This window comes from Vibrio penaeicida (genome assembly GCF_002933855.1).
Classification (GTDB): Bacteria; Pseudomonadota; Gammaproteobacteria; order Enterobacterales; family Vibrionaceae; genus Vibrio; species Vibrio penaeicida_A.
The window spans coordinates 420,270-442,435 of sequence record NZ_BFAQ01000011.1; the positions used below are offsets into that span (position 1 = coordinate 420,270).

A 22,166-nucleotide genomic window follows, 5' to 3' on the forward strand; every position below is an offset into this window, starting at 1 on the left:
GACTTATTTCCAACCTCTCGATTTTCTTTAGACTCAACACTCTTCTTCCAATCAAAATGAAATAACTAATTCATCACTTGCCTATCTAGGCTCTGGAAGCTTGCAGCCGTTTGGGTATACAATACCCGGATTACTTGGAAGTTGCGTAGAGCAAGAGCAATGAGCCACATTTTAGACACAATTGAGACCGTATACCCTTTTCCTCCAAAGCCCGTTCCTCTAACAGATGATCAAAAGCAGCAACACATAACAAATATCAAAAAGTTGCTGAAGGAAAAAGACGCGGTATTGATTGCACATTACTATACTGACCCAGAAATTCAGGCGTTAGCAGAAGCCACTGGCGGCTTCGTTGGCGATTCTTTGGAAATGGCGAAGTTTGGTAATCGACACCCCGCAAGTACATTGATCATTGGCGGCGTGCGCTTTATGGGGGAGTCAGCAAAAATCCTGACACCAGAAAAACGCATTCTTATGCCAAATCTAGAAGCAGAATGCTCGCTTGATCTTGGTTGTCCTGCCGATAAATTCACAGAATTCTGCGATGCCCACCCTGATCATACCGTTGTGGTTTATGCCAACACCTCTGCTGCCGTAAAAGCACGCGCAGATTGGGTGGTGACCTCAAGCATCGCGTTAGAAATTGTCGAGCACTTAGATGCAGAAGATAAACCCATTATATGGGGGCCCGATCGTCACTTAGGTTCTTATATTTCAAACAAAACAGGTGCAGACATGTTGCTTTGGCAAGGTGAGTGCATCGTACATGATGAATTCTCTGCTGATGCATTGAAAAAGATGAAGAATCTCTACCCAAATGCCGCTATTTTGGTTCACCCAGAATCGCCGGCGAGCGTTGTAGAGTTAGCCGATTCAGTGGGTTCAACTAGCCAATTGATCAAGTCAGCTAAAGAGTTACCGCATCAACAAATGATTGTCGCTACAGACAAAGGTATCTTCTTTAAAATGCAGCAATTGGTGCCTGAAAAAGAACTTATCGAAGCGCCAACTGCCGGTGCTGGTGCGACTTGTCGTAGCTGTGCTCACTGCCCGTGGATGGCAATGAATGGTCTGTCTGCGATTGAGAGTGCGTTAACAGATGGTGGTAAAGAGCACGAAATCTTTGTTGATGAAGACGTTCGAGTTAAGTCTCTTATCCCATTAAACCGTATGTTAGATTTCGCAGAGCAACTCAATATGCAGGTAAAAGGTAATGCTTAAGTCTAAATAGCTTGAGTCTAAATAACTTGAGTCTAAAAGAGCTTAAGGCTATAGAGCCTAGGTCAACAGCTCTTGATAAGCACTGATAAAAACGAAAAATGCCGCGATACACGCGGCATTTTTTTGTTCTAGCAAGGTTTGTTTAAAAGCTATTTGTTTCAGAGCTATTTGCTCAAGATCTGTTTACTCAAAAACTGTGGATTCTAGAACTTGGATTTCAAAGGCAATAGCTAATCCGTTACTGCGCTTCTGCTAGCGCCACGCCACGCTGAGTTAAGCCGCAAAGCATGACGGGAATAGCATTGAAAATCTCTTCAAATTGTTCTAACCCCTCGATCCCTTGCTGAGCGAGCGTCGATACTGCCGTTTCCGGGTCATAAAGCATGCTCATAGATAAAATAACACCACCTAGAAGTGCATTATCTTCACTGTCTTCTGGCATTAGTGTTTCCCAATCATCTCGGGATACTCCCCAGCCTTGAAGCAGCCCTTCAGTGAAGTTTCTTGCTTCTTCATTGACGATTTCTTCGTCATCCAAGGCACAGTTTTCAGGCCATTGCCAAGTCCCTTCAAGCAGTTTTGGTCTTGCATCATTCCAAATTGCAATAACTTGATCTGCAAAGGATTCTAAGTGTTCTGGTGTTGAGAAGGGGGCGACTTCTTCACCGCCCCAAAGAAACGCAAGCCATTCAGCTGGGTCAATAATATTTGGAGCAGCTGCCATGGAGGTAACAAACCCACGGATTTGGTATTCATTTAAAATTTTGCCTTCCATTTCTGGTAAAGCAAGCAATTCTGTTAAAGTCAAAATACGTTCCCTTCTTGAGTGATTGAGGTAGTGTATCAAGCTCACACGACTGGAAAAAGACTTGATGAATACCATACTAAGATATAGGTTTTTTAATATGTGTATTGTTGGCTAATAATATGGCGATCCAATCTTCACTTAAAAAGAAAAGTATCATCGCTTTGGGGTTATACCTTTGTTTCTTTATCGCAACCGTAGGTAGCGTAACCTATTTGGTTGTAGAGTACCCCATCAAAAGTAAACTTCAAAAGAATTTAGATTTAAGAACTGAGCTTCTTGCCACCAGTTTGGATGAATCATTAAACGGCTCCCTTGGCTTGTTGCACAGCATTGCCGCTGTAGGTGAAGCCTCGGAGCAATATGATAGTTTGAAGTCTCTATTGCCTTTCATGATTGCTCAGAGTACCAACATGATTGTGAGTGGCGGTACATGGCCCGAGCCTTATTCTATAGATAAAGACGTCCGCCTAAAGAGCCTTTTCTACAATAAAAATTCAGAGGGCGGAGTTGACCTCATCCATTCATGGAATAATCCAGAATCAGGGGGATACAATATAGAGCCTTGGTACACCTCTGCCATAAATATCAAGGCACAAGAGGTGTCTTGGTCAGATGTTTATATCGATCCCTACACCCATGTTCAAATGATTACTGCTTCAACACCCTACTTTAAAAATGGGGTAGTGAAAGGCGTCGCGACCATCGATATCTCTTTGTCGGAACTGATTAAGTACGTTCAAAACCACGCCAACCAATACGATCTTGGTGTTCTGATTAAAGACAAAACGGGCAATGCCATCACAGAACACAACTTCTCACTCACTAAAGATATTTATATTTCTAGAATGTCGTTTGGTAAATACAACTGGGAAATAGAAGTTGTTAATTCCAAAAGACTAGTAGGAGAAGAAACGTTCGAATTGGTGATGAGTTTAGAATTCGTCATCGCGCCGTTTCTACTGCTTTGCGTCATGATCGGCTACTACTTGATCAATCGTTACTTGATTCGACCGATAGTCGTGATTGCAGACAAGGTGTCGGACAAAAATACTCACGGCATCATTGATATGACTTACAACAGTCATGATGAAATCAAGCACCTCATCGATAGTTTTAATCACAAGACGGTTTTCCTAAGAGAGGAAACCGTGAAAGCAAAAGCATCCACGAAAGCGAAATCTGCCTTCCTTGCAACGCTATCACATGAAATTCGAACACCCATGAATGGTGTGTTAGGCACGGCACAAATATTAGCCAAAACAGACCTAACAGAACACCAAAGTAAACTGCTCCATAGCCTTTATGATTCTGGCGAGCACATGATGACGCTTCTTAACGAAATTTTGGACTTCTCTAAAATAGAGCAAGGGAAGTTAGAGCTCGATCCTTCTCCTTTCCCATTGGCTAGCATTATCGGCAGCATAAATAGCGTGTACTTTACGTTAGCGACCGAGAAAGGGCTTAACTTTAAAGTGTATAGTGAAGTCCCATCAGAACGCTGGTACAACGCCGATAAGGCACGAATTCGGCAAATACTTTTTAACTTGCTGAACAACGCCATTAAGTTCACTTCTCGTGGTTTTATCGAAGTCTACTTAAATGAATACGAGCGAGCAGGAAAAGTCTACTTATCCATACAGGTACGCGATACTGGAATTGGCATCTCCAAATCGGCACAAGAAAAAATATTCAAACCATTTGAGCAAGCGGAGTCTACCACCACACGACGATTCGGAGGGACAGGGTTGGGCTTAGCGATAACTCAAAAAATCGTACAAGGCATGGGAGGAGACATAAACGTAAAAAGCGAAGAAGGTATCGGTTCTAGCTTTTTCCTAACTTTGCAAACAGACGTATGCTTACCTGAAAGCACACAAGACGTCGTTCATCAAAAGTTTGACTGCAATGGTTTATCCGCACTAATAGTGGAAGACAATCGAACGAACACCATGATCATGGATGCGTTCTTGCGCAGTAAGGGGTTTGAAACCACTAGTGTTGTCGACGGTGCGAAAGCGGTTGAAATACTCACACAGAAAACCTTTGATCTTGTCTTAATGGACAACCACATGCCCGTTATGGACGGTATTGAAGCGACAGAACGGATCCGTAATTTAAATCACCAATCATCGAAAGGGCTGATTCTTGGCTGTACCGCAGATGTATTCAAAGAGACGCGAGAAAAAATGCTGAGTGCAGGGGCGGATCACATTCTCGCCAAACCGATTGATGAAAGGGAATTAGACGATGTTTTGATCAAGTTCTCTGAACGTTTAAATCAGCTAAAGAGAGACGCATCAAAATTCAATACTTCCAATCCAACAGAAGTATCGAGCAAAAACAATGAACAGAGATTAATTGATTTGTACGTTTGTTTAGACAATCAAGACTATGAACAAGCAAATCAGATCCTAGAGTGCATCATAAGCCAAGACAGCATTAGGTTTAACCATGATGAACTCAGCGCGATAGACAAAATTGTGACCGCGCTTCGTGAAAACACGACCCCATCAGAAGAAGACATTAACGTACTTACGTTAAGCCTCGCGGACTGATTTCGTAAGTTAATTACATAAAATTCTAGGAAAGCACTGAAAGGTTATCTCTCAGTGCTTTTATGTACTCATATACCACTCGTAAAAAGACCTTTCAGATGAATTAGTCAAACTCACTATTATTTCGAAGAAAACCAGTTGTAAATTTACAACAAAATATAAAATACGGAATATAAATCCATTTAAAAAGTGATTAAATAGCGAATAAATCTAGCATTTAATGTTTTATCTAGATTTACCTGTTGCTTAACAATTCTTTAACTAGTTTTATATTCTTTGTGAGGAAGGAAATGAGTTCTAAAGCCCCTTTTTGTATTCGCCACGCAGCAGCGGATACATTTGCTATGGTGGTATTCAGCTTTGTTGTCGGAATGCTGATAGAGATTTTTGTATCAGGTATGTCCTTTGAGCAGTCATTGCAGTCGAGAACTCTATCTATACCCGTAAACATCGCCATTGCATGGCCTTATGGGGTATTTCGAGATTGGGTTCTTAACCAAGGTGGAAGAATCCATGGTGGCGAACTGACAAAGCGCATTTCCGACGTTATTGCTTATGTATTGTTTCAATCACCTGTTTATGCCGCGATTCTATGGTTTGTAGGCGCGTCTTCTGATCAGATTATGACAGCCGTTGCGAGTAACGCAGTTGTTTCATGTGGTTTAGGTGTACTTTACGGATATTTCCTAGATAACTGCCGAAAATTATTCCGTGTTCCTGCTTATATTCAACAGGTCTAAAGCTAACCAATCTGTTGGTAAAGTGAGTGTTTTAGCTAAAATCTGAGCGAACAGACATGAAATGATGTTTTTTTTCAGATAATCACTTGACCGACAAACACATAAACATTAAATTAGCGCCCCGTTGAGACGCAAAGTTCAACAACAATTCGGTGAGTTGTCCGAGTGGCTGAAGGAGCACGCCTGGAAAGTGTGTATACGGCAACGTATCGAGAGTTCGAATCTCTCACTCACCGCCACATTCGAAGCCCCAGCAGAAATGCTGGGGCTTTTTTGCACAAATTAGACGGAATATCTTCATTGCTAGCCTCTATAGTTCTTTCTCTACGAACGCATATCGATGATTTTTATGTATCATTTAAAGTAATGTGAGCAAAAGAAGAGTATTTGAAATTTGTTCCAGTGGGGAATGTTCTGGTCAACTCCAGCCGAGTACTATTCTCTAAATAGTATTCTCGGTTAATCAATGACATACCATTGTTAGCCGATTATAATCTTTCGAAGTCGCAGTACCGAATGTAGGCTAAGACTTTTTTCGTTTGTTCTCGGGTTGACTGACCAACTTTAAACAACTAATCATGCTTTAAACTTCCGCAGAAGCGTCCAACTACGACATTATTCCAACAAGCTCCAACATTGCCCATGCGAGCGTGCATTCTATACTCCTGTTGCAACTTACTTTATTGTTTGCTCATATATATTAACAGCCCCTGTCACTGTGACCCGCCGCCCTTTACTTGGTTACTTTAAGTTATAATTTTTAATCAAGACTTTACAAATCAAAGTTGTCATCAATATCTTATACATGCCAACCGACTATTCGCTGCGAGCACAAGTCTATGACGATGGCTAGATACATTCATCTTTCACCTGTTTTCAATTATGTTACATCATCAGTTTAAATCTGATTTGGAACAACAGGGTTAAAGTCTAGTTCAGCAAATTATCGATGATTGCATCTCAGTGCTTACTTTTCGTTGTGACTTTAGTTTAAGCTAAATATTTCTTGGGTTAGACGAGTTAACTTTCCACCATTGATGTAAATTTTTAAAAGCTCGATCGGGTCCTGATAATGACAATGAATCGTTGAATATTCCGGTAAGCAGTCAGACTCTTTTGCTACTTTAGCTCCTCGTTTAGCAACATGAGCTGATTGAAGATGATGCACTAAACCCGGAAAAATAAAGTGGTTGGATACAGGCGTGCCTTTCCCTTCTAATTGAGATATAGCTTGGTGATAATAAAACTGCTTAACTAAATCTGACCACCCCGGAGCTGAATTGGCAGAATATGCACTGTAATATTTAGCATCAACGATAGCAAATCGATGCTCATCTGAATGCTTAAGTACAGTATCCGTTCGTTGACCTTTCTTCGGTACAGGTACAAATACACCTGCGCCAGTTTGATATACGGGAACGGGCAATTTGCTATTTACTGCATATTTCCCTATTAAACACTCATCTAGCATTGCTTCCCATAAAGAGTGAAATTTTCGAACACCAATAAGTAATGTATCTTCCTTTTTCCCTTTTTGCTGCTTTAAGCATTGGATCAACCCTTTCAGCAAAAAGATATCTCGGTCGGAATAGACTTGGCGAAGCTCCTTTTCTAGGCATGCGATCTGCACATCGAGACTACTGTTAGGTTGGAGTACATGCGACAACGAAGAGTCAAAATAAGAGTTTTGACCAAACCATAGTAGTCCATAGGTTGATGATAGATTCTTAATTACTTGAGCATGAATTTTTGCTACTTCGCTAGAGGTGTCGTAACGAGAGCGAGAAGTGTCCAGTTCAAGGTAGATAGGGCTATCATTACTTGTTAAAGGCACTCTGCTTGCTATTGTGCGCCTCCAATCAACTTTACCTTTGTTTATCGCCCGCTCTCTGATTCGGCGAACATAAAGGCCATTGGTGGCGTAGTCTTCTAATAGGGAGATAGCCAATGATAGCGACTCCCCACCTATAACCTCAGAGTCACTGTCTTGAGCATGAATACCCGTGTCTTTATCAAGGTAGTATTTTAGTAATGCTTGAATCAACAAGTGCGTTAAAGCTTTGGACCGTTTTTTATCGGCCACACTATTTCTGGGTAAAAAAACTGCCAACTCTTCATCACAAGCTATCACACCACAAAACTCAATTTTTGAACTCCCTTGTGGAATGATGCGCTTCCGTATTAGCGCATCTATTAACGAAGGAGATAATTTTTTCGAGCTTAATGGGGTGCGATCAAGATACAGATTAATCTCACTCAGTGGCATCTATCGCCGGCTCCTCTATACGAGTTCCACTATCTTCGACTCTTTCCTCTACTTTGCTATTGAATATCGCTTTGTCTTTCATAAAGGCAGAAGATAGACGACCATAAGTAAGGTATTTAGGAGCAAAGATTTTCTTGGGACCGATGTGCCTTAAAACATCATCCCAAAGATAAACAAACAACTTGCTGCTAATGGTTTCTTTTGAGGCTTCAACGGTTTCAATCTCATCTTTTTTCACAAAGAAGGGGCCAAGTAAGCGATCTTCTGCAACGTGAGCTTCAATCAATTCCTCATTAATGATCGTCGCAAGTTTTGGCCAAGAAATCTTAAATACGCCACTGCGAGTTGATACATGAAAGTCGTGATTCGGGACATCGGAATGAGAGAAGTCGATATCAATAAACTTGAAGCGCCAACGACGTTTGAATGCGGTATCTAGAGGCATCACCGCTTGGTCACTGCTGTTCATCGTGGCTAATAAGGAGAGGTTTGCCGGTATTTCCAACTGCTCAATGCTTGGTGCTCCGTTTTTTTTAAGCGATTGGTTGATGTACGCCAACATGTCAGGGTCTGATGCATCAATCTTGTAACTGCTTTCGCCATCATCTTCTCGGTCTAATAATTGGAACAGTTCTCCAAAGACTGCGGCTGCCGGTGCACGGTTCAGTTCTTCAATCACTAGGCAAATATGTTTATGCGGATGCAGTTTTGCCTCGATTAATGCTTTAGTAAAAGGACCTGGACGGAATTGGTAAGCAACATAAGGTTTGCCGTTTTCATCTGTTGCCATGTTAGGCTTAAGAGCACCAACAAAGTCACTGTACTGAGTATCAGGGTGAAAGACTGTCACAATTGTATTAGCACCTGCACATTCTACATTATGAATGTGATGGCTCTTACCTGTTCCAGGCGCACCATAAAAGATTTTATTGGTCGCACCTTTAAATGGTGGAGCTTTAGAATCAAAGCGAAGAGAAGATTTAAAGTAAAACGCCTCATCATCTTTCTGAATAGACATGTTATTCCATAGCTGAGAGATGAGATCAGATACACTTATTCTTAGTTCATCAGTATCAAGTAAGCCTTTTTTAACATATACATACTGGTTCGAGGAGGAATGATAGTGAATCGGCTCTTCAACATATCTAGGGTTACCAGGTATAAGTTTAGGTCTAAACAAGAATGCTTTCTCTATTGAGCCCCAGTTGGCAAAATCTGATGACGATGATGGATTTAATTCTGCATCCAATTTACCTTGCCACCCCAGTGTAGATAAAACTTGAACAATTAATTCATCTCCACTTGTAGTCTTAAATAGATATGGGATTGAGGAAGAGTAGTTTTCTGTAAGAACTTGGTATGCAGTTGGATCCTGAGCAAACGCATACAGTAGATGACCAAGCAACTCAGAACTAGCATTTGGAGCGGGGATAGCTTGCAACCATATTGATGACATGAAGTCACTGTCTGGGCGATATATCTTCCTTGTGCCTTTATCATTAATAATCTTTTTGCCGCCCATTCGATTAGAACTGTCTTTAAAAGCGCTAATGAAATTTTCTTTACTATGTGAATCTAAAGCATTTAATACCTGATTTTGTGGTTGCTGGGTGTTGATTAAATTTTCAAATTCAGACGCTCCGGAAACAGAGTTTTTTACTTGTTCAAAAACTTCCATATAGTTGTTTAATAAAACGACTAAAGGTTGAAGCCTTACCGCATATAAAAAATACTGACTGGGGATATAACATTGATTGGTTGTCTTTTTTTGGGTGTTGTTAATCGTAACCAATGCATGTTGATCAAACATTTCAATGTCTATAGGAAGTCGGCTAAAAGCTTCTTTAGCCTCATCGTTAAATATTATGTTGTCAAACGTAAATCCATTTAACCACTTATTATTATACCGGCCATCTTCTAACTCTTTATTGTCAGAGTCACTTTTAAACCAGCTACCGACAGTGTTTATTTTTGAAAGCATTACTTTCTTATCCCTAAATTCAATTGCAGCTACCCGCAGGAAGCTGCGTAGAGGTTAATCGTGCTTAATCCAAAGGCTGCGAGAAACCTCTTGGCGTAGGTTTTCTATCAGCTTTTTGTTGGTATCTGAAAACTGGCCGTTCTCAAACTCACCCATAAAAAACAGACATTCGGCTAACGGCCTTGACTGCTCTTCCGACAGGTTACGCATAAGAGGGTGTTCATTATTTAGCGTAATGTAGTGGTCATCTTCATACCCTGGTTCCCATAGCGAACCATCGCTTGTTTTAGCAAGGCGAATATCAATATGTTCGATCAGAGGAGCGACTATCCTGTAGCTACTCAAATGTTCACCACGGCCAGAGCAAAGGATACGGAATTCCAAGAGTCCATTAAAAATAGCGACTAACGCATCACCAAACCCAGCTCTATAAATACCATAACGGTCCGCAATAATATTGCCGAACATATCCGTGTTAGCTGTGCCAACTCGCTCGCAATCAGGAATCAAATTATATTGTGCTTTTACCGCTTCTGGCATAAAGATACGAGCATATTTTTTACCTTGGTGCTGCAATGCTTCTGCAACCTTTTCAGTAGAGAAGGTGAATGAATCAAGCCCTAACGTATCTGCAACCTCGTAAGCCATACGAGTGATTTCTGAGCGTTCTGGTAATTGCTCATTGAGCCAATCTAGCAAAGCAAAGTGCTTTTTCTTTAAGTCACCTTTGGGAAGGTCGGTTACTGCAACCTCAAAGGTACTTTCAAATAGTTCTCGATGGCTAAATGTCACTGCACTTGCCGCTAGCTGATAAACGTAATCGGTAACGATATGATCTGATTCATTAAAAATCCGGTTGAACAAATCTATGGGGATTGGAATTGTCGTCTTCCAAAAAATCAGACCATCCACCCGATACTTTGGATTTTTATCATTCAAGTAACGTTTAAAGTCAGATAGATCGTATTGGTAACTCATTCATCTTCCTCCACATCTGGAAGCTCGAGACTTAAGTGACGCAGTGTGTTACTTACTTCTTGACGAAATCCATTCAACGTGTGCTGATTAGTATCAGAAAACTCACCGTGCTCAGCATTTGATAAACTCCAAAGCAGCATATCTAGGGCTTTCATGGCCTCGACATTATCCTTGCAGACGTTATACATTTTATGGAAGTAAGGGTGTGACTTGCCAAGGCTGACGCATGTATTACCGTCTCCATCACATGAAGGCTCCCATAAGCAATCACCTAGTAGCGAATCTTCTTCATGTACGCGCACAGTTTTATCGTCATAGACACGAATGCCTTCTATCACAGTCGGCTTCATCTGCTTCCTGTTACGAATTGTTACCGTGTCACCATTAACTTTAATATCAGAGTTTTTAGTATGCTTACTATGTTTACCAATCGCTTTATCTGCTGGGCCATGCGCACGCTTAGTGTTCGCAGAAGTTAAGCGTTCTTGCCGTTTAGTCAACTCTTGACGCCAAGGTGAAATTAGGCTCTTTAACTTATTTCTGATTTCGGCAGGAATAATCACACGACTCTTGCGAAAATCGATACTGAACACATCATCCAACTCGTGGCCAAAATTCAGCTCAACTCGAAGGCGAGTGACCTTACTTTCTTTTTTATACATACGATGTGGCCAGCCATCGTGCCAAATAAGTCGACCTTCTCGATAGATGTAAAGCCCTTGATTATCTAGGTTATAACGAACGTAGTTTTGTTCATCGTTATCAAGTTCGTTTAGAGAAGGGATAACACCGCCTTTAACGGTAAAGTGAAGCTTTGTATTACCAGCATCAATTTCTACGGGTCTTTCTTTCAGTATTCGAGGGCGCGCACCATCCTTAGTTACAAATTTAGAACATAGGGGATCCCAACCTTTTAATTTAACGACAGGGTTGTCTCCAATCTTCATTGAGATTGTGACTTCACCTGATTCTAAGAACTTAAAGAATATAGCGCTTAACTCTAAAGAAAGCTCTTTGCCAAGCGACTGAACTTGCGCCAGTAATTGCTTCTCACTGCCTGCTTTCACTAAACGGTCGATATTTTCCCAAATGATCATGGTTCCGCTATCTTCTGAGAAAGTATTTAGAGCATCAAAATCGTCGTAGTAATCGTCTTCATCAGGGGTTTCTAGTTCCCAACGGTCTGATTTAATGATGTTATCAATATCCCAGGCTCGACCGACATTGCTGCCATTTTGATGAGATAGCACGACAAGACGGCGACAGAACGCGGTAGAGGCGGTTTTAAGCCCCATACCAAACTTACCCAGTGATTTAGGGTTATCACGGCGGGGCGAGCCATAACGCATTGCATTACGAAGCTGCTCTTCTGACATGCCATCACCATTATCCGTAATGATGACTCTAAACTCTCCAAACATATATTGGAGCTCAACCTCTATGTGAGTTGCATTCGCTGCAATAGAGTTATCAATGATGTCGGCAAATGCAGCCTCTTTGCTATAACCGGTATCACGTAAACTCTCAACGAGTCGGGCCGCTGAGGGACGAAAGTCATCTTCTTCTGGTAGTGCTATTGTTTCATTCATGAGTCTAACGTTTCCAAATACTCAAGCATGATCTGCTTGTCTGTTTCTTTATCATCAGTGACCGATACTACACGATCACTTAGCTGCTGCTTCAATCGAATACGTTCATCAATTCTTTCTTCAATCGTATCCGCGTAGTACATGTAGTAGACATTCACTACGGATTTTTGGCCATTACGCCAAGCCCTTGCCGTCGCTTGCTCTTCTAGGGCGGGATTCCATTGGCGGCAATAATGAATCACATTGGTAGCAGCAGTAATATTTAACCCCATCCCTGCCGTTCTAGGGTGAAGCAATAAGACGTTGAAGCCTTCTGATTCGGAGAAAGTATCAATCAAGGCTTGGCGTTCATCGTTAGGTGTTCGCCCATCGATAACCCCAGACAATATGCCATACCTTTCATTTATGGCGCCTTGTATCAAATCAATGGCTTTTTGGAAAGTGGCAAAAATAATCACCTTCTCATCAGCTTGTCTAATTTTATCCAACTGCATCATAAGTAACTCAAATTTGGCGCTACTCTTGATGAGAGAGTGAACATCATGGGGGATGGCCGATTCAACCAGCGCGGGGTGAGCCGTAAACTGTTGAAGCTTATTAATTAATGGGAGGATACCACCGCCACCATTTTGGCGATCATTCTGCATTTCATCGATCAATGCTTCGTATTTGTTTTTTTCACTTTCACCTAAAGAGACCGCTGTGTGTATATCGAGCTTTTCGGGTAATTGCTCCAATACATCTTTTTTCATTCTTCGCAGTGTAATTTGGCGTAAGCTGCTCTCAAGCTCCTCCAAGTTTTTATCCAATGTTTCAGATAGATCAGAATGCACATAACGACTTTTAAAGTTCTCTTGCCCCCCTAAAAAACCTTCAAACACAAGATCCGTTAAGGCCCATGCATCCATCAAACTGTTCTCTACGGGGGTTCCAGACATCGCAACAGTGACACCGACATCCAAACGGCGAGCGGAGAGGGAGCGAGTCGATTTAGGATTTTTTAACATACTCGCCTCATCAAAGAGAGCGAGGTCAAAGTAGACTTCTTCAAACATCGTAATATCTGAAGACACTGTCGTGTAAGGAGTGATCACAACACTGTGATTATCGAAAGCAGAGGCAACCCCACGGCGATTCTTTCCGTAATGCAGATAAGGCGTAATGCTTGGTGCAAAAAAGTTAAATTCCCGTACCCAGTTATCAAGCAAAGGGTTGGGAACGACGATTAATACTTTGCTGTTTGGGTTCTTTTCCAAAACATCACAACATAGTGCGATCACTTGCGCTGTTTTACCCAAGCCCATATCATCAGCAAGTATTGTCCCAACGCCATTTTCTGCACAAAAACTCAACCAGTTAACCCCTTCTTCCTGATAGGGGTACAGTGATTGCACAAAGAGCTTGTCATGATGAGCTCGTTTTTGTTGGTTCCCCCTAAGCACTTCAATTAAGTGAGAAGGAAACGCTTCGATAAACCCTTCTAAATGCAGAGTACGTAGAAGTTTCATTAACTTAGGAAGGGAAAGCTCTCCAAAGGCGCTATCTAAAAGATCCATGAGGTGGGAGCTGACGAAATGTAACCTTCTCCCTTCAGATATAAAGTAACCAATTTTTGTTAAAGAATACGTTTGCTCTGCATCTAATGGTTGTCCTCGAAAGAACAGTAAAAAATGAGGGGTTGGTTCTGCTTCAAATTCAAAATGGATTGAAGCTGGGCGTTTTGAGATAACCAATTCAACCTCATTGCCATCTGAATAAGCTGATATTCTACCGAGCTTAAAAAGGTGTTCGGCTTTCAAAATAACACCATCTTGTTCTACTATCCCATCTATAATCGTGTAAGCCATTCTCACTTCCTATGCACAGGGTTAAAAACCGGATAACCACTTGCATTTATGTCTGTCTAAATATACAGTGCACACTATCACCGGGGCAAAAACCGGATATCAATATAGGAAAATGGTGCACAAATTGAATACCTCCCACTATATCAGAGAGTTAAGAGATAAACTTAGCTTAGGGCAGCGCGAGCTAGCAAATTTGATAGGCTTAGGAAAAGATGGCGAACGAACCATTCGTGGCTGGGAAGCAGGAGAGCATAAACCTTCACCTTTAAAGTGGGCCAAGATTGTCGATTTAGAAAATGAGATGAAAAAGTTTTACGATAATGCTCCACTAAAGCAAGACAGACTAGAAGATGCCAATTTTCGTTTTATTGATCTTTTTGCCGGTATTGGAGGCATTCGCTACCCTTTCCAGCAATTAGGCGGTCACTGTGTTTTTACCTCTGAGTGGGATAAGTTCGCTCAAAAAACGTACTTAGCAAACTATGGCGATATGCCAAGTGGCGACATAACTAAGATCTCAGCTGAAGATATTGACGATCATGAAATTCTATTAGGTGGCTTCCCATGTCAAGCTTTCTCTCAAGCAGGGCTAAAACAAGGTTTTAGTGACACCCGTGGAACGATGTTCTTTGAAGTTCAACGAATTTTAGCAGCTAAAAAGCCAAAAGCCTTTCTTCTTGAAAATGTAAAACAGCTTAAAGGGCATGATAAAGGCCGAACTCTCAAAACGATTATGGATATCTTACAAGGCAAGCATGAGCAGCAGATCCCTGAAGATGTGCCGATGAGCGAAGAGGCGCGCCATGCTTTGCAAGATAAGCTGAATTACTGGGTTGATGTTCGTGTTTTACGAGCGGGGGATTTTGGAGCACCTCAGAATCGAGAACGAGTATTCATTATAGGTTTCGATAAGGACCAGTACCCAAGCGTAAACTTCGACGAAATATTCAATTGGCCTGAGCCACCAAAAACACCGACGCGTGTTGGGGACATCCTACAAACAGAGGAAGAATTAGCTGCTGATTATGCAAAGTATGGTAAAGACCGCTTTACTATCTCAGATAAGCTATGGGAAGGGCATCAAAAGCGCAAGGCTGAGCATAAGACGAAAGGCAATGGATTTGGTTATTCACTTTTCAATGCCGAGAGTGAGTACACGAATACCATCAGTGCTCGATACTATAAAGATGGTTCAGAGATACTCATTGACCAAAGCCACCTCAATAAAAACCCGCGTAAGCTAACTCCACGCGAGTGCGCTAGGTTACAGGGTTTTCCTAAGAGCTTTAAGGTTGATGCTGTTTCACAAAACCAAGTGTACCAGCAGTTTGGCAACTCAGTTTGTATGAATGTAATCCATGCCGTAGCTGAGCAGATGATCAAGACACTAACGACAGCTGATAAGTTGGTGTGTGAGCAACGCCAAGCTAGCTAAGCCCCTTTAGGGGCTTACTGCTTATTAAAAGTTCAAAGTGCTCCTTCTTTGGAGGTCCTGATCTAACAAAGATTTAATATCATCACCTAGCTCTGACAATGGTCTAAAGAATTGCGTTCCATTAATATTCAGAGGTGCAACACGTCCCGCTTGATTGTAGAACTCCTGAACCTCCGCATAAGTGGATGTAGTTCCATCATGTTGTTCTTCTGTCACAGCTACATCTGGCAGATAAATTGCTAGAAAGCCTGCCTTTTTAAAGTTTCTAACCTTGTGGCGAGATGTAAACTCTGTAGGCTCTTCAAAAAAGCCGACACCGACTAAGTCATTCGAGAAACCAGACGCTAGAAGACGCTCTCTAGAAAAGCCTGACTTTACAGAAAACCACAAATTATTAGGCAAAGACATTAATACAAAGTCCCCATAGGACTTAGTATCATCTTGGTTGGTTTGAAAAATATCTTCGCTCGTTGACACTGTTTCTATCGCACGCTTAAGCAGTTCTTCAGATAACGAACCAAGGACAGACACACCTCCTTGCACCTCGTTATTACCTCGTTCCTCTCTCTGCACTCTAGACCAGCGCGCCTCATGCCGTGCCCTAAGATCTCTTTTAAAGTCGGATATATTGGAAAAGTCTACATCCTCTTCACGCAGAACTGAAAGCGCCTCAACTTGATGAGCCGCTCCAGGGTGGATGTTTTTTAAGAAGAGAGCAAGTTGAGGAACCTTGCTCAGTATCTTTTCTTTTATGCGCTTGCGAGAGAGATTCGAGTCAGCATGATTATCGCAATCATCGCAGTTGAAAAAGTAGTCTCGAGCCACTTTGTTAGTGATTTCGGTATACAAAGCCGAAAGCTCTGCATTGTCTCTCATTCGTTCGACTAATTCATCAAATTCAGCTTGGGCAGGAAAAGGCTTTAGCCTAGTTATATCGTTAAACTGCTGTGGGTTCATCTTGTAATTCAGTTTGTTGTAATTAAACATACTGTCTCATAACAGACCAAATGAGGTAAGTATCAGTTGGCGACTATTTTCACATTATTGGCTCCCCAAACCTCCTCACATACCTAGGCAGCATAGTTTCGTTACCTAGCAACCCACCTTGGTGAATGTAGAGTAACGTCCCGTGCTGTTCCTTTTCGTATTCTTGCATTAAACAGCGCCACATTAGTGGGTCGTAGAGCAGGTCGAATTCGATTTCGGTTTGTTCTTTTAGTTTTTTCCACATATCAAAATCAGCTTGGTAGAGTTTGCCAAAGTGGTGCTTTTTTCCTGTATTCAAAATATGTGGAAACTGCTCTTCGTTTAGCGATTGCCATTGTTGCATTAGGTATTCATCGCCACCGACACACGCGCAAGTGACTACTCGAATGTTGTGTTTTTTTAGGTGCTTATTGAGGTAAAGAGAGGTCGTCCCCGTACCGGAAGGGAGGGCTACGGTAAGGGCAGCGATGTTTGCTTCTTTTTTCCAATCCAATATTTCATTTGCCAGCTGTTTTACGCCATATTCTGCCAACTCACATCTGCCGCCTTCTGGAATGAAAAGGCAACGGTTGTCGGGCTTTCTGATCTCTTTTATATAGCGCTCGCTATTTAATGCATTGTCTCCGTCGCGTTCCAATTGGCTAACATCAATAATCTTTGCCCCTAAATCCAGCGCTGCGCGGTAGTTTCCTTTAGGGTTTTCTAAAACATAAGAGGGAATATGATCCACATAAAACTCGAAGCTCCACCCTTTTAAGTGGGCGAGTGCGGCTAATGAATACAAAGAATTAGCTTGAATAGAACCGTGTCCAATAATCGTATTAACTTCTGGGTATTCGGTGTTCAGCAGCTGCATAAATTTTCTGGCTTTGTTGCCGCTGAATTGTGGATGAAGGAGTTCATCTCTCTTTAGGTAAAAAGTAATGTCATCAACGCAGTGTTGAGTAATTGGGCTGGCTTGAAGTTTCATAGCGATATGGGTGTTGCGATAAAGCTGTAGTCTAACAGAATCTTGCTTCTCATTGAGAGTGCCATTGCAAAGTGATCCTCGCAACTTCATACGACTTGGGTATAATGCAGCCTTCGTGCATTTTCTTTTGTGCGACACAGACTTTTACCCAAAGTTAGATGCTTGATTTCATTACCGCCCAAACGCCCAGTCTGCACGTTGACAGGTTTTCATGTCGATAGGTTTGCTTGCTATTCGTTTAGCTTGCAGCCAGCAAGATTAGGTGGGCGCATTTTCATAGAGCATCAGGGGTATTGGAATTGAAATGAATGACATAAAGAATGAACTTACTTGATTTTGATATATCTCACGTAAGGGATTTGAATTGATAGAGGTAGAGAAGTGAAGCTAACTTCGAAACATTTGTGGTTCTTACTAGGTGCAGCCTTGCTAATAAGGCTTGTGTCTTTGGGTATTATGCCGCTGATGGATACAACGGAAGCTCGATACGGTGAGCAGGCTCGAATTATGGTGGAAACCGGTAACTGGTTAACGCCTATGTTTGATTACGATGAGCCATTCTTGGGCAAACCGCCGATGTTTACTTGGCTGAGTGCCGTGGGCATTGAAGTTTTCGGTGTATCAGAATTTGCCGTTCGATTCCCACATTGGGTTGTCGGAGTTCTAACCATCGCTTTGGGATGTTTTTTTGCAAAACGTGTTGGTATTAATCCGCTAAAAACCGCGGTAGTCATGGCAACCATCCCTGTATTCTCTATCTCATCTGGCGCTGTCATGACGGATATGGCGCTAACGTTCTCTCTAACGCTCGCCATGATAGGGTTCTTCTTTTGCTGGCGGGGCGAAAAGATATGGGGCTACATCGGGTTTGCTGGGTTAGGTCTTGCACTACTGGCTAAAGGGCCGATGGCCATCGTATTGATGGGGCTATCCGTTCTTCCATTCCTGATTATTCAACATGGCTTTATCGGTGCGTTTGTGCAGCTTTGGAAGCGTTTTCCAATCGTTGGCGGCTTAATCCTAATGTGTGTCATTGCGCTGCCATGGTACATCTTAGCCGAGCAAGCAAACCCAGGATTCTTAGAATACTTTATTGTAGGCGAACACTTTAACCGATTCCTTGTGAGCGGTTGGGAAGGGGATCGCTACGGTAATGCGCACGACGAACCAAGAGGCATGATATGGCTATTCTTGATGTTGGCGGCTCTGCCTTGGTCTATTGTATTGCCTTTGCTAGCGGTTTTTCGTTTTACGAGATTGAAAGAAAAGTTTGCTGAAATACCTGGGGTGTTTGTATTCCTCTTGTTCTGGGTACTCTCACCACTCATTCTGTTTACGTTCTCGGGCAATATTCTTGCTACTTACGTTCTGCCTGGTATGCCCGCGTTTGCGCTGTTAGTTGCGTACTTAGCAGAAGAAAAAGTGAGTTACAAAGCGACATACTTCAAGTTCATTGCGATTACAGGGCTAATTATTACGTTGGTATCTGTCTATGTGGCAAGCGAACTTAAGAATGATGCGATCATTATGTATGTTGCTGCTGTTGCGCTTGTTGTTTCTGGCATTGCGTTTATGTTCCGAGGGAAACAATTTACGTTCAACTGGTTTACGTTTACTTCGTATATCTCGCCAATCATTCTGATTATTGCTATCTGTGTAGTGATGTTCAAAACAGGTAATGAGCGTAGCGATAAAATGCTGTTCATCGATATCGATCACAGTAAGCCTACGTTTTATGTAGAAGGCGGACGACCGTTCTCTGGTCAGTACTACAGTTTTGGTCAGGCGAAGCGAATGCATACGCTGGATCAACTGGAAGGTCATGAGAATGGGTATTACATCGTTGGGCCTAATGAACGTATCGGAAACTTTGTAGAGAAATACAATTTGTCTTGTACGTTCGAAGTGGCATCACCTAAACGTTCACGTTACCTGTGCCAGTGATTTCTCAGCTTAAGGCTTTGCAGCATAAACTATTTCAGCATCGGCTGTTTAAGTTTGCCTTTGTTGGCGGTATCGGCTTTTTAGTCGATACCGCGGTATTTTCTCTTCTGTATTATGTTGCAGAAATGCCGATATTTTCTTCGCGTGTTATCGCGTTTGTTTTAGCGGCAACCGCAACATGGGTTGGAAACCGAGTACTGACGTTCAGTGACAGAGAAAAGTCTGATAAAGCGAAGCAGTGGCAAAAACACATGGTTGCGGCGGTCTGTTCTGCTATACCCAACCTAGGAGTGTTCAAGTTGGTTATCGCCGTTTTTGGTGACCAAGGAGCCATGCCTTTTGTGGCGCTTGTAGCGGGAATCTTGGTAGGAATGTTCAGTAACTACTTCTTGAGTTCGAAGTGGGTATTTGCCGACAAAGAAACCAATTAATGAAGGTCTAGCTGCAAGCGTTGACTCTGAAAAAACAAATAAAAATGCGACCAATTGGTCGCATTTTTTGTCTCTGGCTCCATCAATAACTTTCTATTGATGTGCTTTAGCGCGATGTTTCTGTTTATTCTTTGGCTTGTTAGAGCCAGCAGATTGATGCGCGGGTTTACCTTGCCTTTTGGATTTCGGCTTGGTGGAAGGCTTACCCTTTCCATTTTCTTTACGGCTATCAGGCTTACGGATATCGGGTTGATTCTTGGTATGCTTGGTCGCAAAGCGGTTTGCACCATGCCTACCTGAACGGCGGCGCTGCGCAGGCGTTTTGGAGTCAAGATCTTCCGCAGGAATTAAGCAGCCAGGTTTATCGCCAATAAGGTGCTTTTTGCCCATGCTGATCAGTGCTTCGCGAATGATTGGCCAGTTAGCTGGGTCATGGTAACGAAGCAGCGCTTTGTGTAAGCGTCGCTGCCTTTCTCCTTTAGCAACGGGGATGTCTTCACGTTGCTTGTATTTCACTCGCTTGAGTGGATTGGTTTCTGAGTAATACATGGAGGTCGCATTACACATCGGAGACGGGTAGAAGTTCTGGACTTGGTCGCACTCAAAATTATTCGATTTTAACCACAGTGCCAAGTTCACCATGTCTTCTTCTTCAGTACCTGGGTGTGCAGCGATGAAGTAAGGGATCAAATACTGTTTTTTCCCGGCTTCTTTGCTGAACTTTTCAAACATTTCTTTGAATCGGTCATAGGTGCCCATGCCCGGCTTCATCATCTTATCTAGCGGGCCTTTCTCTGTGTGCTCGGGCGCTATTTTCAAATAGCCACCTACGTGATGAGTGACGAGCTCTTTCACGTATTCTGGAGATTCAATGGCTAAGTCGTAGCGAACGCCAGACGCGATCATGACTTTCTTGATGCCTTTTACCTTGCGCGCTTCTCGATACAAATCGATGGTGTGCTTGTGGTCGGTGTCTAGCTTATGGCATATCCCCGGGAATACACAGGAAGGTCTTCGACAGTTCTGTTCTGCACGTGGGTCGGAGCAACCTAGGCGATACATGTTGGCCGTTGGTCCGCCTAAATCAGAAATGGTACCGGTAAAGCCTGGGACTTTATCGCGAATTTCTTCCATCTCGTTAAGGATCGACTCTTTCGAACGGTTCTGAATAATACGCCCTTCGTGTTCTGTTATTGAACAGAAAGAACAGCCGCCAAAACAACCCCGCATGATATTGACCGAGGTTTTAATCATGTCATAAGCGGGGATCTTCGCATTACCATACATAGGGTGCGGAACGCGAGCGTAAGGCAGCCCAAACACAAAATCCATTTCTTCTGTTGTCAGCGGAATAGGCGCTTGGTTCACCCAAAGTTCACGATCTCCGTGCTTTTGAATAAGCGCGCGGCCGGAGTATGGGTTAGTTTCTAGGTGCATGATTCGGCTGGCATGCGCGTAGAGAATGCGGTCGTTTTTCAGCTTTTCGAAAGGGGGGATTCTCACTGCGGTGGTTTTCGCATCGTGCCTTGATGGTTGAATAGTGACAGCCTTGGCTACCTTTTCTTCTTCCTTCGGCTTTGTTTCACATTGCGTTTCTACCTGATAAGGGTTCGTTGGAACGAACGCTTTTCCCGGCTTTTCAATACGAGAAGAATCAATAACTTTGAAATGCTCTGGAGCAGCGGCTAGGTTTACTGCTGTGCCACGAATACTAGTGAGAGTGGAAATATCTTCGCCATTTGCCAGCCTATGCGCCACTTCCACTAACGCTCTTTCCGCGTTACCAAACAATAGAATATCGGCTTTAGCATCGAACAAAACAGAACGTCTAACTTTGTCAGACCAATAATCGTAGTGCGCGATACGACGAAGGCTCGCCTCAATGCCACCTAAAACGATGGGGGCGTCTTTGTATGCCTCACGGCAACGCTGAGAGTAAACCAAGGTTGCACGGTCTGGGCGCTTTCCACCCTCGTTATTCGGTGTGTATGCATCGTCGTGACGAAGCTTTTTGTCTGCGGTGTAACGGTTGATCATTGAATCCATGTTGCCCGCGGTAATACCAAAAAAGAGGTTTGGTTTACCGAGCTTCATGAAATCGGATTTATCTTGCCATTCTGGCTGAGCCAAAATACCTACACGAAAACCTTGTGCCTCTAAAAGGCGTCCAATAATAGCCATACCAAAACTTGGGTGGTCGACGTAAGCGTCACCAGTGACGATGATTATATCGCAACTGTCCCAACCAAGTGCATCCATCTCTTTTCTACTGGTGGGCAGAAAAGGGGCGACACCGTAACATTCAGCCCAGTATTTTGGATATTGATCGATTGGAGTGGGTTTGTTGTGCATTTTTTGACCTCAGCGTTAGGAGGCGGGAATTATAGCGGCATAAAACCTTCCTGACTAGGTTA

The 22,166-nt window shown here is 42.7% G+C and carries 15 protein-coding genes and 1 tRNA gene; 7 read left to right on the plus strand and 9 right to left on the minus strand.

Annotated elements, in window-relative coordinates; translation table 11 throughout:
* Positions 1–159 precede the first annotated feature (159 nt).
* On the plus strand, positions 160–1,221 hold the full coding sequence (nadA, locus tag VPNCDNU1_RS05420; protein WP_101112138.1) for a quinolinate synthase NadA: 1,062 nt from the start codon (positions 160–162) through the stop codon (positions 1,219–1,221).
* 238 nt (positions 1,222–1,459) lie between these two features.
* Here nadA and VPNCDNU1_RS05425 read toward each other — a convergent pair whose 3' ends face one another.
* Positions 1,460–2,029: a UPF0149 family protein gene (locus VPNCDNU1_RS05425; RefSeq protein ID WP_104399405.1), complete on the minus strand. Its 570-nt coding sequence runs from the start codon at positions 2,027–2,029 to the stop codon at positions 1,460–1,462.
* A 119-nt stretch (positions 2,030–2,148) separates the two neighbouring features.
* Between VPNCDNU1_RS05425 and VPNCDNU1_RS05430 the strand changes: the two genes are divergently transcribed.
* The 3 genes from VPNCDNU1_RS05430 to VPNCDNU1_RS05440 all read left to right on the plus strand — a co-directional run bounded on the left by VPNCDNU1_RS05430 (position 2,149) and on the right by VPNCDNU1_RS05440 (position 5,563).
* Positions 2,149–4,584: a hybrid sensor histidine kinase/response regulator gene (locus VPNCDNU1_RS05430; RefSeq protein WP_104399406.1), complete on the plus strand. Its 2,436-nt coding sequence runs from the start codon at positions 2,149–2,151 to the stop codon at positions 4,582–4,584.
* 290 nt (positions 4,585–4,874) lie between these two features.
* The gene (locus VPNCDNU1_RS05435; RefSeq protein WP_104399407.1) at positions 4,875–5,324 is read left to right on the plus strand and encodes an L-alanine exporter AlaE; all 450 of its coding nucleotides are present in this window, start codon (positions 4,875–4,877) and stop codon (positions 5,322–5,324) included.
* Between the two features lie 151 nt (positions 5,325–5,475).
* Positions 5,476–5,563 (plus strand) — tRNA-Ser (locus VPNCDNU1_RS05440).
* Positions 5,564–6,309: 746 nt separating this feature from the next.
* Here VPNCDNU1_RS05440 and VPNCDNU1_RS05445 read toward each other — a convergent pair.
* Genes VPNCDNU1_RS05445 through VPNCDNU1_RS05465 form a run of 5 tightly spaced genes read right to left on the minus strand, consistent with a single transcriptional unit; the run spans position 6,310 to position 13,985 of the window.
* Complete coding sequence (locus tag VPNCDNU1_RS05445) at positions 6,310–7,590, minus strand: LlaJI family restriction endonuclease (protein WP_104399408.1); 1,281 nt, start codon at positions 7,588–7,590, stop codon at positions 6,310–6,312.
* Entirely contained in the window at positions 7,577–9,571 is a 1,995-nt protein-coding gene (locus VPNCDNU1_RS05450) for an AAA family ATPase (RefSeq protein ID WP_104399409.1), read from the minus strand. Before VPNCDNU1_RS05450 ends, VPNCDNU1_RS05445 begins: the two co-directional genes overlap by 14 nt.
* 54 nt (positions 9,572–9,625) lie before the next feature.
* Entirely contained in the window at positions 9,626–10,549 is a 924-nt protein-coding gene (locus VPNCDNU1_RS05455; protein WP_104399410.1) for a hypothetical protein, read from the minus strand.
* The gene (locus tag VPNCDNU1_RS05460; RefSeq protein WP_104399411.1) at positions 10,546–12,138 is read right to left on the minus strand and encodes an ATP-binding protein; all 1,593 of its coding nucleotides are present in this window, start codon (positions 12,136–12,138) and stop codon (positions 10,546–10,548) included. Before VPNCDNU1_RS05460 ends, VPNCDNU1_RS05455 begins: the two co-directional genes overlap by 4 nt.
* Entirely contained in the window at positions 12,135–13,985 is a 1,851-nt protein-coding gene (locus tag VPNCDNU1_RS05465; RefSeq protein ID WP_104399412.1) for a DEAD/DEAH box helicase, read from the minus strand. Before VPNCDNU1_RS05465 ends, VPNCDNU1_RS05460 begins: the two co-directional genes overlap by 4 nt.
* Before the next feature lie 115 nt (positions 13,986–14,100).
* On the opposite strand from VPNCDNU1_RS05465, the gene dcm reads away from it, so the two are divergent.
* A complete protein-coding gene (gene dcm / locus VPNCDNU1_RS05470; RefSeq protein WP_237324086.1) occupies positions 14,101–15,420 on the plus strand; it encodes a DNA (cytosine-5-)-methyltransferase in 1,320 nt (439 codons plus the stop codon).
* A gap of 24 nt (positions 15,421–15,444) precedes the next feature.
* On the opposite strand, the gene VPNCDNU1_RS05475 is transcribed toward dcm, so the two are convergent.
* Positions 15,445–16,407 (minus strand): hypothetical protein, encoded by a 963-nt coding sequence (locus tag VPNCDNU1_RS05475; protein ID WP_237324087.1) that lies wholly within the window; start codon positions 16,405–16,407, stop codon positions 15,445–15,447.
* Between the two features lie 49 nt (positions 16,408–16,456).
* On the minus strand, positions 16,457–17,377 hold the full coding sequence (locus tag VPNCDNU1_RS05480; RefSeq protein ID WP_104399441.1) for a 1-aminocyclopropane-1-carboxylate deaminase: 921 nt from the start codon (positions 17,375–17,377) through the stop codon (positions 16,457–16,459).
* 381 nt (positions 17,378–17,758) lie between these two features.
* Between VPNCDNU1_RS05480 and VPNCDNU1_RS05485 the strand changes: the two genes are divergently transcribed.
* Positions 17,759–19,321: an ArnT family glycosyltransferase gene (locus VPNCDNU1_RS05485; RefSeq protein ID WP_237324088.1), complete on the plus strand. Its 1,563-nt coding sequence runs from the start codon at positions 17,759–17,761 to the stop codon at positions 19,319–19,321.
* A 17-nt stretch (positions 19,322–19,338) separates the two neighbouring features.
* The gene (locus tag VPNCDNU1_RS05490) at positions 19,339–19,752 is read left to right on the plus strand and encodes a GtrA family protein (RefSeq protein WP_104399443.1); all 414 of its coding nucleotides are present in this window, start codon (positions 19,339–19,341) and stop codon (positions 19,750–19,752) included.
* 93 nt (positions 19,753–19,845) lie between these two features.
* Here the strand turns inward: VPNCDNU1_RS05490 and VPNCDNU1_RS05495 are convergent, their stop codons facing one another.
* A complete protein-coding gene (locus VPNCDNU1_RS05495; protein WP_104399414.1) occupies positions 19,846–22,104 on the minus strand; it encodes a YgiQ family radical SAM protein in 2,259 nt (752 codons plus the stop codon).
* Between the last annotated feature and the right edge of the window lie 62 nt (positions 22,105–22,166).

What these genes read in the sequence shown, in the direction of transcription:
- nadA (WP_101112138.1), top strand. Translation starts at nt 160, where the DNA reads ATGAGCCACATTTTAGACACAATTGAGACCGTATACCCTTTTCCTCCA.
- VPNCDNU1_RS05430 (WP_104399406.1), top strand. Translation starts at nt 2,149, where the DNA reads ATGGCGATCCAATCTTCACTTAAAAAGAAAAGTATCATCGCTTTGGGG.
- VPNCDNU1_RS05435 (WP_104399407.1), top strand. Translation starts at nt 4,875, where the DNA reads ATGAGTTCTAAAGCCCCTTTTTGTATTCGCCACGCAGCAGCGGATACA.
- VPNCDNU1_RS05445 (WP_104399408.1), bottom strand. Translation starts at nt 7,590, where the DNA reads ATGCCACTGAGTGAGATTAATCTGTATCTTGATCGCACCCCATTAAGC.
- VPNCDNU1_RS05450 (WP_104399409.1), bottom strand. Translation starts at nt 9,571, where the DNA reads ATGCTTTCAAAAATAAACACTGTCGGTAGCTGGTTTAAAAGTGACTCT.
- VPNCDNU1_RS05455 (WP_104399410.1), bottom strand. Translation starts at nt 10,549, where the DNA reads ATGAGTTACCAATACGATCTATCTGACTTTAAACGTTACTTGAATGAT.
- VPNCDNU1_RS05460 (WP_104399411.1), bottom strand. Translation starts at nt 12,138, where the DNA reads ATGAATGAAACAATAGCACTACCAGAAGAAGATGACTTTCGTCCCTCA.
- VPNCDNU1_RS05465 (WP_104399412.1), bottom strand. Translation starts at nt 13,985, where the DNA reads ATGGCTTACACGATTATAGATGGGATAGTAGAACAAGATGGTGTTATT.
- VPNCDNU1_RS05475 (WP_237324087.1), bottom strand. Translation starts at nt 16,407, where the DNA reads ATGTTTAATTACAACAAACTGAATTACAAGATGAACCCACAGCAGTTT.
- VPNCDNU1_RS05480 (WP_104399441.1), bottom strand. Translation starts at nt 17,377, where the DNA reads ATGAAACTTCAAGCCAGCCCAATTACTCAACACTGCGTTGATGACATT.
- VPNCDNU1_RS05495 (WP_104399414.1), bottom strand. Translation starts at nt 22,104, where the DNA reads ATGCACAACAAACCCACTCCAATCGATCAATATCCAAAATACTGGGCT.